The sequence below is a fragment of the Pirellulales bacterium genome (genome assembly GCA_036490175.1).
Classification (GTDB): Bacteria; Planctomycetota; Planctomycetia; order Pirellulales; family JACPPG01; genus JACPPG01.
In genome coordinates, this window is the sequence record DASXEJ010000268.1 from 17,213 (window position 1) to 33,531 (window position 16,319).

Annotated in this window: 9 protein-coding genes and 1 tRNA gene; 4 read left to right on the forward strand and 6 right to left on the reverse strand. The window is 60.9% G+C overall.

The genetic code is table 11. The features are described from left to right. Positions 1-196: 196 nt before the first annotated feature. Positions 197-2,272 (forward strand): excinuclease ABC subunit UvrB, encoded by a 2,076-nt coding sequence (uvrB, locus tag VGG64_20030; GenBank protein HEY1601902.1) that lies wholly within the window; start codon positions 197-199, stop codon positions 2,270-2,272. Positions 2,273-2,513: 241 nt separating this feature from the next. Further along, positions 2,514-2,690 (forward strand): Flp family type IVb pilin, encoded by a 177-nt coding sequence (locus tag VGG64_20035; protein HEY1601903.1) that lies wholly within the window; start codon positions 2,514-2,516, stop codon positions 2,688-2,690. 498 nt (positions 2,691-3,188) lie between these two features. On the opposite strand, the gene VGG64_20040 is transcribed toward VGG64_20035, so the two are convergent. Both VGG64_20040 and VGG64_20045 read right to left on the reverse strand, forming a co-directional pair. Next, positions 3,189-3,272, reverse strand: a tRNA-Leu gene (locus VGG64_20040). A gap of 118 nt (positions 3,273-3,390) precedes the next feature. Continuing rightward, positions 3,391-3,735, reverse strand: a complete 345-nt coding sequence (locus tag VGG64_20045; protein HEY1601904.1) for a rhodanese-like domain-containing protein — start codon at positions 3,733-3,735, stop codon at positions 3,391-3,393. Positions 3,736-3,914: 179 nt separating this feature from the next. Between VGG64_20045 and VGG64_20050 the strand changes: the two genes are divergently transcribed. Continuing rightward, positions 3,915-7,322 carry a PD-(D/E)XK nuclease family protein gene (locus tag VGG64_20050; GenBank protein HEY1601905.1) on the forward strand — a complete coding sequence of 1,136 codons (3,408 nt, stop codon included), beginning with the start codon at positions 3,915-3,917 and terminating at the stop codon, positions 7,320-7,322. Continuing rightward, the gene (locus VGG64_20055; GenBank protein ID HEY1601906.1) at positions 7,295-10,798 is read left to right on the forward strand and encodes a UvrD-helicase domain-containing protein; all 3,504 of its coding nucleotides are present in this window, start codon (positions 7,295-7,297) and stop codon (positions 10,796-10,798) included. The genes VGG64_20050 and VGG64_20055 overlap by 28 nt, the downstream gene beginning before the upstream one ends. Positions 10,799-10,803: 5 nt before the next feature. Here VGG64_20055 and VGG64_20060 read toward each other — a convergent pair whose 3' ends face one another. The 4 genes from VGG64_20060 to VGG64_20075 form a co-directional block, all read right to left on the reverse strand. After that, positions 10,804-12,258 (reverse strand): tetratricopeptide repeat protein, encoded by a 1,455-nt coding sequence (locus VGG64_20060; GenBank protein ID HEY1601907.1) that lies wholly within the window; start codon positions 12,256-12,258, stop codon positions 10,804-10,806. A gap of 155 nt (positions 12,259-12,413) precedes the next feature. Beyond that, entirely contained in the window at positions 12,414-13,469 is a 1,056-nt protein-coding gene (locus VGG64_20065; protein HEY1601908.1) for an alpha/beta fold hydrolase, read from the reverse strand. 345 nt (positions 13,470-13,814) lie between these two features. After that, complete coding sequence (locus tag VGG64_20070; GenBank protein ID HEY1601909.1) at positions 13,815-14,756, reverse strand: hypothetical protein; 942 nt, start codon at positions 14,754-14,756, stop codon at positions 13,815-13,817. 83 nt (positions 14,757-14,839) lie between these two features. Next, on the reverse strand, positions 14,840-16,267 hold the full coding sequence (locus VGG64_20075; protein ID HEY1601910.1) for a DUF1501 domain-containing protein: 1,428 nt from the start codon (positions 16,265-16,267) through the stop codon (positions 14,840-14,842). Between the last annotated feature and the right edge of the window lie 52 nt (positions 16,268-16,319).

A 16,319-nucleotide genomic window follows, 5' to 3' on the forward strand; every position in this document is an offset into this window, starting at 1 on the left:
TGCTCCTGTTCTGTCCCCCGCATGTGTGCGTCCGCGCCCTCGATTCGTACACAGCACTCGCGTGCGGCGATGCCAGTACGTGCGCGCGATTTCGATCACCCGCGCCACAGCGGCACTCGTCCGCAGAGTCAGAATAGGTAGAATAACAAGTTCGCCATGCGTGCATCCGCTTGTTGTTCACGGAAGGAACCCCCGCGTGGAATTCCGCCTGCAGAGCCCCTTTCAACCGGCCGGTGATCAGCCGCAAGCCATTGCCACGCTGACCGAGGGCTTGCGCGCGCAACGCAAGCAGCAAGTGCTGATGGGAGTGACCGGCTCGGGCAAGACGTTCACCATGGCGAACGTTATCCAGAACATCCAAAAGCCAACGTTGGTGCTATCGCATAACAAGACCTTGGCCGCACAGCTGTACGGCGAGTTCAAAGATTTCTTCCCTTATAACGCCGTCCATTATTTCGTCAGCTATTACGATTATTATCAGCCCGAGGCCTACATCCCGCAGCGCGATATTTACATCGAGAAAGACGCCTCGATCAATCAAGAGATCGACCGGCTGCGGTTGGCCTCGACCAGCGCGCTGGTCAGCCGGCGCGATGTGATCATCGTGGCCAGCATCTCGTGCATCTATGGCTTGGGATCGCCCGAGGATTATCGGGCCATGGTCATCGGCATGCGGCGCGGTCAAGAGACCGACCGCGACGAGCTATTGCGCAAGCTGGTCGACGTGCAATACGAGCGCAACGACGTGGAGTTCGCTCGGGCTAAATTCCGCGTTCGCGGTGATTGCGTCGAGCTGTGGCCGTCTTACGAAGAGTACGCTCTTCGCATCGAGTTCTGGGGGGACGAGATCGAGAAGCTCTCGATCATCAATCCCACCAGCGGCGAAGTCATATCGGTCGAGGAAGAACTATACGTCTATCCGGCCAAGCACTTCGTCCTGCCCGAAGAGCGAATCGAGTCGGCCGTGCAGGCTATACGGGAAGAACTCGATCAGCGTCTGACCCAGCTGCGCGATAATGGCAAGCTGCTCGAGGCACAGCGTTTAAATGCCCGGACGCGGTTCGATATCGAAATGCTGCTGGAGGTGGGCTACTGTCCGGGCATCGAGAACTACAGCCGGCCGCTGTCGGGCCGTCCGGCCGGCTCAACCCCTGATACGTTGTTCAACTATTTTCCCGACGACTTCATGATGTTCATCGACGAGTCGCATGCCACGGTGCCGCAGATTCGTGGCATGTTCGCCGGCGATTTCAGCCGTAAATCGACATTAGTCGAGCATGGTTTCCGGCTTCCCAGCGCACTCGATAATCGTCCGCTACGATTCGATGAATGGGAGAAGAGAGTCCGCGAGGTCATCTATGTCTCGGCCACGCCTGGTCCGTACGAATTGGGGCAGACCGGTGGCGAAGTCGTCGAACAGGTGATTCGGCCGACCGGCCTGTTGGACCCGGTGATCGAAGTCAGCCCTGCCCGCGGCCAGGTGCCGCATTTGCTGGGGCAAATACGCGAGCGAGCGGCCGTGGGCGAGCGCGTGCTGGTCACCACGCTCACCAAGCGACTGGCCGAGGACCTGTCGTACTATCTCACCGAGCAAGGCGTGAAGTGCAAGTGGCTGCACAGCGAGCTGGATGCCTTCGAGCGAGTCGAACATCTGCGCGAGCTGCGTGAAGGGCGCTTCGAGGCACTGGTGGGCGTGAACCTGCTGCGCGAAGGGCTCGATCTGCCCGAGGTCTCGATGGTAGCGATTCTCGACGCCGACAAGGAGGGTTTTCTGCGCAGCGAAACCTCGCTAATGCAGACCATCGGCCGCGCGGCCCGCAATGTAAATGCCAAGGTGATGCTGTATGCCGATCGCGTGACCGTATCAATGCAGAACGCGATCGATGAGACCATGCGTCGCCGCGCCTTGCAGCAGGCGTACAACGTCGAGCACGGCATCACGCCCGAGACGGTTCGCAAAACGATCAAGTCCGGCATCGAATCGCAGGCAGCCGCCCATGCCGAGGCCAACCGGGCCGTCGGGCGTAGCGATGAGGCCGAATACATTACCGAGGAATACATTCAGGAGTTGGAAGGCGAAATGCTGGCAGCGGCCGAATCGCTGGAATTCGAACGTGCCGCATCACTCCGCGATCGGATCAGCCAGTTACGCGACTCGATCGGCCGCAAGCGGAACGAAGTCGAGGTTCACGCCACGCGGGAAAAACGAGGCAAACGACGCGGACGCAGCTCCGGGACCGGCGGTCGCGTGCCGCGGCCCAAGCGAGGCTAACCCGGCAAGCCCCCCCGATCATGTTATCTCGGCCCGCCCGCGGAATTTCCTCGTCGCCACAAAACTAAAACCTACCTTTGCGATTCTCTTTGACAGCGGACGAATATGACATAGTGTTTCCACTAGAGGCACGAGCTCGGCCTGCTTTTTGCGAATAGTTTTTGGCGACCGTCGCTGCGTCATTTCCAGTCGGATGTTCATCCGGCCAGGGGCGGTCCCCTAGATCGTGGAGGCTACAGCCATGAGACCGTATGCCGCGAAGATTCTACGCTTCCTCGCTGCCGAGGATGGCCCAACCGCAGTGGAATATGCGGTGATGTTGGCGTTGATCGTGGTCGTCTGCTTGACAGCCATTCAACAGATCGGCACCAGTGCGAACAGCACGTTTAACGCCGTCGCAACACAGCTGAGCTCGTAATCGGCAGGATTCGTAAGCGCCGCGGCTGCATGTGTTGCTGCGACGTGAACACCTGCCAACTACGACCGGCCCAACAGAGTGTACAATCCGGCAGCCAGCCACTGGCTGCCGGATTGTTTTTGCGCTGCGAGCATCCGGCCGCTGCAACACATCAGGGCGAGTTTCCAATTCTTGAATCCCAGGCCTCAACACCTGACGGACGCACGTGGAGACCCGAGCATGCTCCTCCCGGCGATCTTACTTTTGTGCCTCTTCGTGCTTTTGGTGGCAACCTCTTTGGCAGGCTGAGGGAATACAAGGAATGGCCACGAAAAGCGCGAAGAGACACAAAAATCGATACCAGTGCTCGATATGCCCGTGTCATGCCGGCCCAAAGAATCGCGGGCGCAGAGAATACCCCGGGGCCATACCGGCTGAGACGATATTTCGGGGCGACCGGTTAAGAAATCCTCGCTCCGGCGGCCGGCTGCAAGGCCGGTCGCCGGGCTGGATTGTTAGTGCCGAAGAGAGGACTCGAACCTCCACGACCTTACGGCCACAACGTCCTGAGCGTTGCGCGTCTGCCAATTCCGCCACTTCGGCTAACCAGACCTTTATAGGTCAAGAAGTGGACCCTTTCAAGCGGCGCAGATGAGCCGCCGAGGTCCCTTGGCGCAATGGCTCGCGCCGATCGCAGCACGCGGCGCCCAACGCTCGCGTATTAGTAGCGTGACACGCTGCGGTCGATCTCTTCGGCCCAACGGTCGATGCCGCCGGCCATGGTGCAGGCCTTGTTGTAGCCCTGCCCACGCAGCCATCTTGCTACACGCTCGCTGCGCCCGCCATGATGGCAATGAATGACAACTTCCTGATCGCGGTAGGACACGAGCTCGTCCAGCCGGGTCGCCAATTCGCTCATCGGCAGCAGGCGGGCTCCCTCGATGCGCGCGACGGCATATTCGTCAGCTTCGCGACAATCGATCAACAAAAAAGGCTCGCCCGCGTCCAGTTTTTCCTTCACGCTACGGCAGGTAATCTCTAGCGGCATTTCGCTCTCAGCGTTCATGGCCAAGTCACTCGGGTAGCTGTTGTCTTGGGGGGTTCGCACACAAAAATGCATCGCAAGCCGAAGAATTCTACGGCGCGAACGTCCTATCGAGAAGATGCCGATCGGCAGGTTCCTTGTGCAGTCCCTTGGCGTCCGGGACAATACTATATCGCTGTGCCACACGGAGGGATGTCTGAATGCCAGGGAGCGTGGTCGTCATCGCGGGGCCGGCCGACAGCGGCAAGACCGACTGGTTGCTCGCGCACTACCGGAAAGCTGTCGCATCGGCCGGATTGGGCGGCACGCTGTGGATTGCGCCGACGCATCGCAGCGCGGCCGACGTGCGCGGCCGATTGCTGGACGACACGTTAGGCGCCTGCTTCCGGCCGGCCGTGATGACTTTTGCGCAATTCGCCGAACAGGTGCTGGCCGCCAGCGATAGGGTCGTGCAGCCGATTACCGATCTGGTCAAACGGCAGATCGTGCGACGCCTCATTCGCACGGCGGCCCACGACGGTCGCCTCGTACACTTTCGGCCGATTGCCGGCACAACGGGCCTGGTCGATCTGGCCACCGAGTTTATTAGCGAGCTGAAACGCTACGAGATCTGGCCTGACGACTTCGAGCAGGCTTGCCACAAGCGCGGGCGGCAGCAGAAAGATCGCGAGCTGGTTGCGCTCTATCGCGGCTACCAGGACTACCTCAACCAACATCAGTTTTACGATGTTGAAGGACGTTTCTGGACCGCCCGTGAATTGCTAAACGATGGCCAAACACGTCCCTTCGACAAAGTGCGCTGCGTGGTCGTCGACGGCTTTACCGACTTCACCCGCACGCAGCACGAGATTCTCGATATTCTGGCCGAGCGCGCCGAGACGCTGCACGTTTCTTTGCCGCTAGAGAAAGAGCCGCATCGCGCGGACTTGTTCGCCAAGCCACGCCGCACGCTGGCCAAATTCGGGAAACCCCAGCGTGCTGTGACAATCGACTGGCGCCCGCGGCCGGCAGAGCCCCGCTGGCCGGCGCTGGCGCATGTCGAAACGGAGCTTTTCAAAAGTCCCCGATTAGTGCGTCCTGCGTCGACAACAGCCGGCATCGAGGTGATCGAAGCCGCCCGTGCGATCGACGAACTGTATCTCGTCGGGCGGCACATCAAGCGATTACTGGTCGAGGGTGACCCCGATTCACGCGATGGCGCTGGCGTGCCGCCGGGGGACATCGCTGTGGTATTACGGTCGCCTGGGGCGCTCGCCACTTTAGTGCGCGAAGCATTCGACGAGTTAGGACTACCCTATGCGATCGACGAGGGGCGTCCGCTGCGGCAAGTGCCGGTGGCCGTGGCGCTGGTGGCGCTCTTGCGATTGCACGTAGAGGATTGGCCCTTTCGCTCGCTCGTGGCGCTACTGACGAACAACTATTTTCAACCCGAATGGCCCGAGTCGCGCGCAGGCGCCGTCGCGGTAGCAGCCGATGCCACGATTCGCAGTTTGCAACTGGCACGTGGTCGAGAGCCGCTACTGGCCGGCTTGCGCCGCCTGGCTAGTGATGCTGGAGACAATGCTAAAGATCAGAAAAGCGCCCGCGAAACGCTGGCGCTGGTGGAACGAATGGCAAGGGCTTTCGACCGCTTGCCCGTGCAGGCATCGTACGCGGATTGGGCACGCGCTTTGGCAGCGCTTGCCGGCGACACCGGTTTGACACGCGCTTGGAAGCCGGGCAGCATCGATCCCATAGCCGTACGCGATCGCGCTGCCTGGGAGCTGATGATCGAGTCTCTAACGGCGTCGGCACGTTTCGCCTTGGGTACTGATGAGAATCCCGAGTTACTCGATGGACGGCAACTGCTCGATTTTCTGATCGATGTGGTGCATACGGGAAGTTTGCCGGGCCTTGAGGACGAAGTGGGACGAATTCGCGTGCTGTCGGCCGCCAGCGCTCGTGCCTTGTCGATTCCCTATGTCTTTTTCGCTGGTATGTCGGAACGCGCGTTTCCGCCGGCAGAACGGGCCGACCGCTTGTACAGCGAGGCGGAATACGAGCGATTCGTCGGCGCCGGATTGGACCTGACGCTACATGCCGAGGCAAGCCAAGAGGAGATGCTGCTGTTCTACGAAGTCGTGACCCGTGCCCGGCGGCGACTGTATCTTAGTTATCCCGGTTTAGACGACAAAGGTCAGCCGCTTTTACCGAGCCCTTATCTGGCCGAGCTCGAACAAGTTTGCGGCAACAAGGTTGCACGATTGCGCGTCGAGGACCTCAGTCCCCTGCCCCGCGCGGACGACATTGCCGGCGCAGCGGATCAACGCTTGCTGGCAGTCGCACAAGCGGTCGGCCGGGATCGGAAGTCTTCTTCCGCAAGTTCGACAGCGCGCTCCACGGCTAAAAAAGGTAAGGGCCGATCCCGCGCCGCAGCAGCCGAGACGTCCGCTGCGTCGGTCGGCATGTTAGCCAGTCTGGCTCAGCGAACCGAAACCTCGGTTGTCTTTCAAAACATCATGGCCGGCCTGGATACGATCGCCAGTCGTGCCGAGCGAGCGGGCTTTGGCCCCTTCGAGGGCATGCTCACGAGCGATGCAGCGCGTACACAGTTGGCGAAACAGTTTCCACTAGACGAGCGCTGGAGCGCCAGCCGTCTGGAAGAGTATCGAGGCTGCCCCTACCGGTTTTTTCTGGCGCGCGTACTACACGTCGAACCGATTGAGGGGTTGGAGCTGTCGACCGATTCGATGGCGCGCGGATCGGCGTTGCACGATGCCCTGGCGCGGCTGCACCGCGAGTTGAATGCTACGCTAGGGAAGCCTGTCTCTCCCGCCGCGCCCGAGGCCCAGGTCGCATTTCGCCAGGCGTCCGAGCAGTTGCTGGCCGAAATGGCCGTCCGCAACGCGGGGCGTATGCAGCCTTTTCAGGCGGCGCTGGCCGAGATCGATCGCCGCCTGCTCCGGCAATGGCTGGAGGAATATCTCGTCCAGCATGCCAAGTACGATGATCAATGGCGCGCCTTCGAAGAATGTCTTGTGCCCGCCCATTTTGAGGTTTCGTTTGGCGACGATTCTCCGAGCGACGATCCGCTGTCGAGCACGAAACCGCTCGTGCTCACCGCGGGCGACCGCAGCGTGCAGGTCCGCGGACGAATCGATCGTGTCGACGTGGGACGCATCGCTGGCGCGCCGGTGTTCAACGTTCTCGATTACAAGACCGGTCGCGCGAATCGCCACGCCAAAAAGGCCATCGAGTCGGGCGATGCATTGCAAACGTTTCTGTACGTGCTGGCGGCCGAGCAGTTGTTTGCCCGCGCCGGACGGCTTCCCTGGGCCACTGGATACTGGTTTGTTTCCGACGGCGGCTACCCAGCGAAGCAAGCTGTGGCGATTCGAGAGCAGGTCGATGACAAGCTGGCGCAAACGGATCACTGGCAACAGTTGCTGACCGTGAATACGGCCCGCGTCGTCGAGTTGGTGGAACGCATCGAGGCGGGCAACTTTCCGGTCGTCAGTCGCGACGAGCAATGCACCAGTTATTGCGATTTTCGCACCGTCTGCCGGATCAATCACATTCGATCCCTGGAGAAGAGCAGCACATGGCAGCTCACAGCGGACCAGGCCTGACCGAACAGCAGCGCCGCGCGGTTGAGACACGCGATGTGTCGATTGCGCTGTCGGCCGGCGCCGGCTGCGGCAAAACGCACGTCCTGGTCGAGCGCTATCTGTCGCACCTGGCTCCCGGCGGCGCGGACGAAGCGGCGCCCATGGCCGGATTGATTGCCATCACTTTTACCGACCGCGCGGCGCGCGAAATGCGCGAGCGGGTGCGCCGCAAATGTCGCGAACGTTTGCAACACGCTGCAGGTGAAGAAGAAGCGGCCGCCTGGCTGAAGCTGTTGCGCGAGCTCGAGACAGCCCGTGTCAGCACGATCCATTCGTTTTGCGGATCCCTATTGCGTTCGCACGCCGTCGAAGCTGGTATCGATCCACGCTTTCAGGTCTTGCAGCCGGGACAGGCGGCCACGTTGTTCGCTGAGCAGATGGACGACCAGTTGCGCGCGCAACTCGGAGAACGCAACGAGGATCTGCTGAATTTGATCGTCATGTTCGGACTGCCACGCGTCCGCGAGATGGTTCAGCACCTGCTCGGGCGGCGGCATGACATCGATTTCGACGTGTGGACCGATGTAACGCCTGACGACCTGGTCGCGCGATGGCGCAAAGTCGAGCGCGAGCAGGTTCTGCCGCTGGTGCGCGAGGAATTCCTGGCACTGCCGCAAGTCGAAGATATCGGCAAGATCATGGCCGGTTGGACTCCTACAAATCAGGTAATGTGCGAGCGATTTGGCGCGCTGACGATTGCCTTCGCTGCCCTGGCGGAATCCGACGACCTCCTCGGCTTGCTGACCGCGATTCGTGAGAATGCCAAGGTGCAAGGGGGTGGCAGCGCCAAGCAGTGGCACAGCCTTGAGGTTTATGATCAGTTCCGCGACGCGGCAAGCGCACTGCGCGACTGGATCGATAAGAAAGTCGATCGCTTGGGCATCGCTGTCGCCGCCTCGCGCGAAAGTGCCGCGGCCGGTTTGGCGCTGCTCCGCGTGGCCGAGCCCATCATCGCGGCTTATGAGGCGCACAAGCGCGAAATGAGCATGCTCGACTTCAACGATATGCTGATTCAGGCCCGCGATCTGTTGCAGGGCCCCCACGGGCCTGATCTGCGCAAGCAACTGTCGTCGCGGTTGGTGCTATTGCTGGTCGACGAGTTTCAGGACACCGACCCGTTGCAAGTCCAATTAGTGGAAGTTCTCTGCGGCGACCAGCTGGAACAGGGCAAGCTGTTCTTTGTCGGCGATGCGAAGCAATCGATCTATCGCTTTCGCGGCGCCGATCCGCGCGTGTTTCGCCAGCTGCGCGAGCGCATCCCGCAAGAGGGTCGCCTACCCCTGACCAAGAATTTTCGCAGTCAGCCGGCCGTGCTCGACTTTGTCAACGCGCTGTTCTGCGATCGTTTGGGCCCCGCTTACGAAGCCCTGCATGCCGATCGAACACCGTTGACAGATCAACCAGCGATCGAGTTCCTCTGGGCCACGCTCGGGGACGACAACACGCAGAAGCCCACGGCCGAGTTGCTGCGCCGCCAAGAGGCTGACTGGATCGCGCGACGGCTGGCCGGCATGTTTGCCGCGGGCGACATGCTAATCCACGACCGAAGCAAGAACGAGACACGGCCGGCCGCGGCGGGCGATGTCACGATTCTGTTTCGCGCTTTATCGGATGTGCAATATTACGAAGAGGCGCTGCGACATTATTCCATTCCCTATTACCTGGTCGGCGGGGCGGCGTTCTACGCGCAGCAAGAGGTCTTCGACCTGTTGAACCTATTGCGGACACTGGAAGCTCCGCACGACCTGGTCAGCCTGACAGGCGTACTGCGCAGCCCTTTTTTCTCGCTGGCAGACGAAACCTTGTTCTGGCTCGCACAGCACGCCAACGGATTGGCCGCTGGTCTGTTTGCCACCCGATTGCCGTCTCAACTGGACGAAGCACAACGCGGCCGTGCGCAATTCGCCGCCGAGACTCTGGTGTATTTGCGAGCGCGGAAGGACCGGCTTCCCATCGCCCGACTGATACGCGAAGCGCTCGAGCGCACGGGCTACGACGCTTTGCTGGTGGCCGAGTTTCTTGGCGAGCGCAAGTTGGCCAACCTGCGCAAGCTGGTCGACCATGCTCGCAGTTTCGACCAATCGGGCATCTTCACGCTGGCGGATTTCATTCACGAGCTGGCCGAATTTGTTTCGCAGCAGCCGGACGAGCCGCTAGCGCCGGTCGAACTCGAATCGAGCACCGTCGTTCGTCTGATGACCATTCATCAGGCCAAGGGACTGGAGTTTCCGGTGGTCGTCGTACCGGACTTGTCGCGTAGTCCCGGTGGCATGCGCGGAGCGATGGCTTTCAGTCGCGAGTTGGGGCCACTCCTGCGCGCCAACTTGGGACCAGACGAAACGGGCCCGTGCGGACTGGACCTGTACCGCATGCTCGATGAGCAAGAAGAGGCCGACGAGGAGATCCGCCTGCTATACGTCGCGACAACGCGGGCCGCCGATCATTTGATCCTGTCGGCCGGGCTGCGAGATATCGAAAAACCGACGGGCGGCTGGCTGGAACTGTTGGCCAGCCGGTTTGAGCTGCGCACTGGTGAATTCAAAGCCAAGCTGCCGGCGGGCTATGCACGGCCACAGGTCACGGTCACGCTCTCTCAACCGGACGTCCCTAGTGGCGTTATACAGGGGACATCGCGCGTCGATCTGGCGGCAGTGGCCGCGGCGACGCGCGATTGCGTGGTTAATGGCGGTGGCCATGCGCCGCGCATCGTCGAACCGGTAACGCCCGATCTGGCGGCGCGACGGGTGTTTTCCTTTTCGCGGCTGGCTGGCAACTTCGCGAAGAACGATGCGGCGTTGCAGGATCCATTGCTACGTGAAACACCAGCGGCCGAAACCTTATCGGCGGATCAGGAGAGCGACGCAACCGAGCTTGGAACCTTGGTACACGCTGTGCTGGCTCAAATCGATTTCTCGGGCAAGGACGACGTCGCGGCCCGTTGTCGTCGCGAGCAATCCCGGCACTTTGCCGCGACGACGACGGAACCTGCTACAGCGATCACGCTGATCGAACGTTTCTTGCAGTCGTCGCGGGCCGCAGCGCTGCGAACGGCGCAGGTCGTTCATCGCGAGTTGGAATTTCTCTTGGCATGGCCACCGGGCCAGCCGCGCCAGGGGCGCATGATCCAGGGTTTCATCGATTGCCTGTATCAGGATCGATCCGGCGATTGGCACCTAGTCGACTACAAGACCAACCGCGTCGCGGCCGACTCGGTGCCGCAAGCAGCGCAGGCCTATGAATTGCAAATGTCGCTGTACGCGCTGGCGGTCGAAGAGGTTTTAGGCCGGAGTCCAGCTAGCCTGGTGCTGCACTTTTTGCAGCCCGGGGTGGAACACGTTTGCGTCTGGAACCATGAGACCCGTGAGTGGACGATCACTATGATCGATAACGCCCTGGCGGCTTACGGCACGCCATCAACCAACCACTCGCGCTCTTAGCCTTGCTAGGGCGTGCAACTCGGACGCTCCACACTCTGCTCTGGCGCTACATCGCGAAACGGTTGCCCTTCTTTGTACAACGCCAGACGTTTTGTCCATTCCGCGCGCAGCGTTTGAACCTGCTGCTGCTCGATTGCCTTACCTATCCATTTCACAGCGCTGGCGAAATCGCCGCTTTCGGCACAGGCATTGGCTAGTACGGCCAGGGCCTCGGGATCTTTATCCTTGGATAGCGAGCGGGCCATGTTGGCCGTCCGCACCGCGCGATCGACATCGCGATACTTGGCGTCAGCGGTTGCCATTAGGACCCAAGCAAGGCTTTTGCGAGCGTTGATGCTTTTGGAATCGAGCTCCAGCGCCTTTTCGAAGTCGTCGATCGCTTTGCCCGTAAGTCCCTGATGAAAATAGGCTTCGCCGCGCCCGATAAAGGCGTCGGGAAACTTGGGGGCAAGGCCGATGACTTTGGTAAAGTCGGCCACGGCTTTGCCGTATTCTCCCTTTTGGGTCCAAGTCGTTCCGCGCACGACATAGGCGTAAATCTTGCGAGGGGCAAGGCGGATAACCTCGTTTAGATCATCGATTGCCTTATCGGACTGGCCAATCGCCTGCCAAGCGACAGCCCGGTTTTGAAGCGCTAGCGCATTTTCCGGGTCGACGCGAATCGCTTCGTTGTAATCGAGAATGGCGTCGTCATACTGCCTGCGTTCGTGCCGGAGCAGACCACGATTGCTGAATGCGATCGAAAATCTGGGATTGGCACGAATCGCTTTGTCGAAGTCGGCCAGGGCCTGGTCGAATTTTCCGACGCGTTTCCAGATCAGGCCACGGTTGTTATAGGCCACGGCGCATTCCGGATCTATCTGGATCGCCTTGAAGTAGTCGGGGACGGCCTTCTCATCGCGGCCGCGCTGATCCCAGAGTAATCCGCGGTTGACATAAGCCATCGCGTATTGTGGATCGAGGCGAATCGCTTCGTCCAAGTCCTCAATGGCCTTCTGCGGATTCCCTTGGCTGCTCCAAGCCATGCCGCGACGACTAGCGACCTGCGCATTCGAGGGGTCAATTTTGAGAGCAGTCGTGAAATCTTTAATCGCCGCCGTGAAGTACTGCCCTTCCACAAGAGTGACGCCCCGCTGTTCGTACGCCCATGCTGATTCGGGCTCGGCCTTGATCAGTTTGGTGTAGTAATCCAGAGCATCGGTCATTCGCAACATGTCGTCGATTTTCGCCCATCCTTGCACGCGACCACCGACGAGCAGCAAATCGTCCTTGGCTTCAGCCACAACGTACGGCAAATTGTTGCGCCGTGAATCGTCCACGGCGCGGCCGTCTACTATCAATTGGCAGCCCTTCTTCGGCATGACGCGCACACCGACCCAGCGCCGCTGCTCGGCGTCCTCTGCCTGGACTGGCGCCAACAATAGCGCAAGAATCACGCTCGCCGAAAATATCCGCAGCATCAGATGCCCCCTGAAAATCGCCGATACGTCCACCACAAGTGGCAGCCATTATGGGGGCAGCGTTGCGAGCAGGCAAGAATTTCGTACAACGCAGCTGGCACAAGAGGCCCAGCAAATGAAATCGCCGAATTACGGGCACCGCCGGCCGATTACAGCTAGGTGCTTAGCGCGGCCGCTGCCGTACCAATACGAGCAGACGACGTGCTGTGCGTGCCCGCAAGAGCCAGCACCCACTCGACGACGCGCCAATCGAGCCAGCGACGATCGGGATCGCCACTTCGGGCACCGATGAACCCCAGATGGCCGCCATGCCGGGCGACGCGCAGTGTCGTCGACCGTGATCGCGGTAAGTTCGCAAGCGAATGCAGCGGAACCAGCGGGTCGTCAGCCGCGGCCAGGATCAAGGTCGGCAGCCGAATCTCGGGCAGCAGCGGCGCCGAACTACATTCGCGATAGTAGTTCTCGGCCGTGCCAAACCCACAGACGGGCGCCGTGAACCAATCATCGATCTCGCGCAGTTGTTTTGGCCGGCGGATAAAATCGACTACCGCGGCATGCGGCGCCCGCACCCGGCGTTCGTCCAGTTGCCGGTGCAATAGCTTGGCAAAGTATCGATCGTAAACACGATTCCGCCAGCGGCTGATCCATTGCGAGCAGGCCGAGAGGTCGATCGGTGGGCAGACGGCCATCACACTTTGCAAATTGGCCGGTGTGGCGCTGGATAACTCGCCCGCCAGCTTGAGCGCGATATTTCCGCTGAGAGAGAACCCGATCATCGCCACCGGCGACCCGGGACAAAGGTTCGCGATATAACGCAGCGCTGCCACAGCGTCCGCCGAGCGACCGCTGTGGTAAGGAAGCCGCGCCAGTTCGACGCCCGCTCCGCAGCCGCGCAGATCCATGCGAAAAGCGCGTACCTTGCGGGCCCGCAACTTGTCGGCGATCCGCCGCATATAAACGCTCTGGTGGCAGCCCCCCAAGCCATGCATCAAGAGGGCCGTTTGGCCGCCAGCCGGCCAATCTGCCGGACAGTCGTCGTGCAGAATAATCTGATCGCCGTCGTCCAGCGTCACCCGGTGCTGGGCGGCACTATAGTCAGGCAGGGGACCGGGAAGAAACACGCCGGCCAGCGTCTGCAGATGCCCGTTGCGCAATAATGGGTGGGGCCGAAAGGAGGGAAGTTCAAACTCGCCAAACGGCCAGATTTTCACGAATCACCTGTGCGCAGCAATCGTGGCCAGTGGCGGTCGCATACCGTGGGTCGACGCACCAGCTAGCAGCAGAATCTAGCTTAAACACCGACCTGCCGTTTCGGCAAGGGTCGCGGCCTGTGAAAATCGATGCTCACACAAACCAAATGGCGCTCGAAGAGCTCCAGATTGACGCCCCATCATGCATCGAGAGGTAGCACCCTGGCACGGGCACGTGAGGGATCAACCACGATTAGTGCTCCGGGAAATAGTTTCACGACGCATCAACCAAAGATTCGATGTCCGTAGACCGCCCAGACGAAGGGAGCACTTCAGTGAAACCACGAATGCAACGCTGAAGCGCCCCTACGGCGATCCCTCCGCCGCGATCATATCCAACTCGGGAATGCGTTGCTTTGTGGGATCGTCGAAATCGATCAGGCATTGCCCCGTCAGATCGGCGAGTTCTGCGTTGGCGACCAGGAACACGCGGGCTCCGAAATGGAGAACCGGTAGCATCTTGCCATCAAGCTCGACCGACAGATCCGGCGCCGTGCCGCTCAACCTCCCTATGGCCTGCGCATAACCAAGCGGGTGCCAATCGTGGTCGATATTGCCGATGTACTTCAAGGCCATGGGGTCGTCCTCGCGCAATTGCGCGACTGCCTGCTCATAGGCGTGATAAAACGGCCGATAATTCGCCCAATGTCCCGCCGCAACATCGTGGTTGTCGAGCGCGGCAAGTGCCTCGGGCGAGAGCCGCTTCGCCAGGTCCGCACTGAGGATGTTGTTCGCGCCGTCCCCCGCAGCCAGCGACTGTTCAACTACTTGGATCACTTGCAACAGCCCGCGGGCGTTGGCCGGGTAGAGGGGACGCTCGCCGGCGGAAAAAATAATCGCCGACACATGCTGACCCGGCTTGATCGAGCCGCCGAGCCTGGAAATCGTGTCAACGACGGTGGCACCGCGCAGCTCGTCATAATCGCCGACGAATGTAAACTTCTGCCCGGGCCGGCCTAGCGATTTCAGGTGCGAGATGGAAAGTTGTGCCTCGGTGACCGGATCGTAAGCGACCAGCCGCAGCAGGCGTACCGGCATCTTGTTGTCGAGGAGCGCGGCTAATGATTGCTTGGGCGTGACCGTCGGCCGATCGCCGGCGCGCGTGCCGGAGCTCGCGTGTGAGTTACCGTTCTCAGCCGCGCGATCCGTAAGAACTTTTTGGCGGACGCCCACGATCGCCACGACTGCGACTACGACAAACAACAATCCGCCAACTCTTCGAGCGCGGCGTGCATGAATGGACGGCATAACAATCTCGCGAGCGTGCGAATACTACAGTAACTGGCAAGGATGGAAAAACTGCTTGCCTGATCGCCGCGGTATGTGCCCGTCTAGCACAGCCCCGGAATCAATCGTCCCCCTTCGGTGACGATGGGGATCGGCCGCCCTTGCGGATTGACCCATTGCGACGCGAGATCGATGTCGAGGTGATGAAACACCGTCGCTGCCAGGTCGGCCGGTCGAACCGGCGTTTCGGCAATGTCATAGCCCCGGCGGTCCGTGCTGCCAATCACCTGGCCGCACGGCAACCCGCCACCAGCCACGATCATCGACATGCAATTGGTCCAATGTCCGCGGCCGGCCGTCGGTGTCATTACCGGTGTGCGGCCAAATTCTCCCATGACCAGGACCAGCGTCGAATCCAGCAGTCCCCGCGCTTCCAAATCCTTCATCAGGGCAAACAGCGCACGATCCAGCGAGGGCAGGATAGGGGTCAGGCCTTTTTGGATGCCGCCCCAGTGGACTTCGTCGCCATGATGATCGAAGTAGCCCCAAGCGCCGCTGACCAAAACAAATGTGACGCCGGCTTCGACCAGTCGACGCGCGAGCAGCGCTTTTTCGCCAAGGCTACCGGCGCCGTATGCGTCGCGCGTCATTGCGGTTTCCTGCGATACGTCGAAAGCGCGCCGTACGTGTTCGCTCGTGACCATATCGACAGCCATTTGTGAAAAGCGATCGGCGCCTTCCATGCCACGCGTCAGATCCAGGTCACGGCGAAAGCGATCGAACTCCTGACGCAAGGCATCGCGATCGCGCACCCGTGGCACTTCGATTCCCTTGGGCATGGCCAGGCGCCCAGGCAACTCCTTGCCATTGACCGGCTCGTAGCGGTTTCCCAAGTGGCCAGCGCCCCACACGTCGGATTTCCAAGTATCGGCCAATCCGACGAAGGCCGGCAAGTTCGCCGCGTTGGGTCCGCGCAACCGCGCGACGACCGACCCCATCGAAGGATAGCCCTGCCCGTCGTTGCCGTCGTCGGTGCGGCGCGCGAGGGCGTTGCCCGACTGCATGGTGACGGGCGTGTGATTGCTGGCCGAACAATCGACCGAGCGAATGATCGACAGCTTCGGCATGATCTGCGCGGTTAGCGGCAGATGCTCGCACACGGCGATGCCTGGCACGCCCGTGTTGATCGATTGATACGGACCGCGGATTTCCTGAGGCGCGGTGGGCTTAGGATCCCACATATCAATATGGCTGGGGCCGCCCGAAAGCCAGAATAACAATACCGACTTTTTACTATTGGTGCTGCCGCCGGAAATACCGCTCGTCCCGGCGGCAGTGCGCAGGCGAAACAGATCCACCAGCGACAACCCGGCCAACCCCGCCGTGCCGGTTTGCAGGAACCAGCGGCGCGAGCCGGCGCGGATCGTATCACCGCGCGACGGCATCATCGGATTGAGCGAGGTCGAGCGGGCATGCTCGCCATTGTGCTTGGCGACGGCGGCGTCGAGAGACATTTTCGGGGCGGCAGACATAGTTGCGCTCGCGGGGGGAGGGATTGCGCACACCGGCAGGCTGCGGGCATTA

Coding starts and splice junctions, on each gene's coding strand:
- VGG64_20035 (HEY1601903.1), top strand. CDS start 2,514: ATGAGACCGTATGCCGCGAAGATTCTACGCTTCCTCGCTGCCGAGGAT.
- VGG64_20045 (HEY1601904.1), bottom strand. CDS start 3,735: ATGAACGCTGAGAGCGAAATGCCGCTAGAGATTACCTGCCGTAGCGTG.
- VGG64_20050 (HEY1601905.1), top strand. CDS start 3,915: ATGCCAGGGAGCGTGGTCGTCATCGCGGGGCCGGCCGACAGCGGCAAG.
- VGG64_20055 (HEY1601906.1), top strand. CDS start 7,295: ATGGCAGCTCACAGCGGACCAGGCCTGACCGAACAGCAGCGCCGCGCG.
- VGG64_20060 (HEY1601907.1), bottom strand. CDS start 12,258: ATGCTGCGGATATTTTCGGCGAGCGTGATTCTTGCGCTATTGTTGGCG.
- VGG64_20070 (HEY1601909.1), bottom strand. CDS start 14,756: ATGCCGTCCATTCATGCACGCCGCGCTCGAAGAGTTGGCGGATTGTTG.
- VGG64_20075 (HEY1601910.1), bottom strand. CDS start 16,267: ATGTCTGCCGCCCCGAAAATGTCTCTCGACGCCGCCGTCGCCAAGCAC.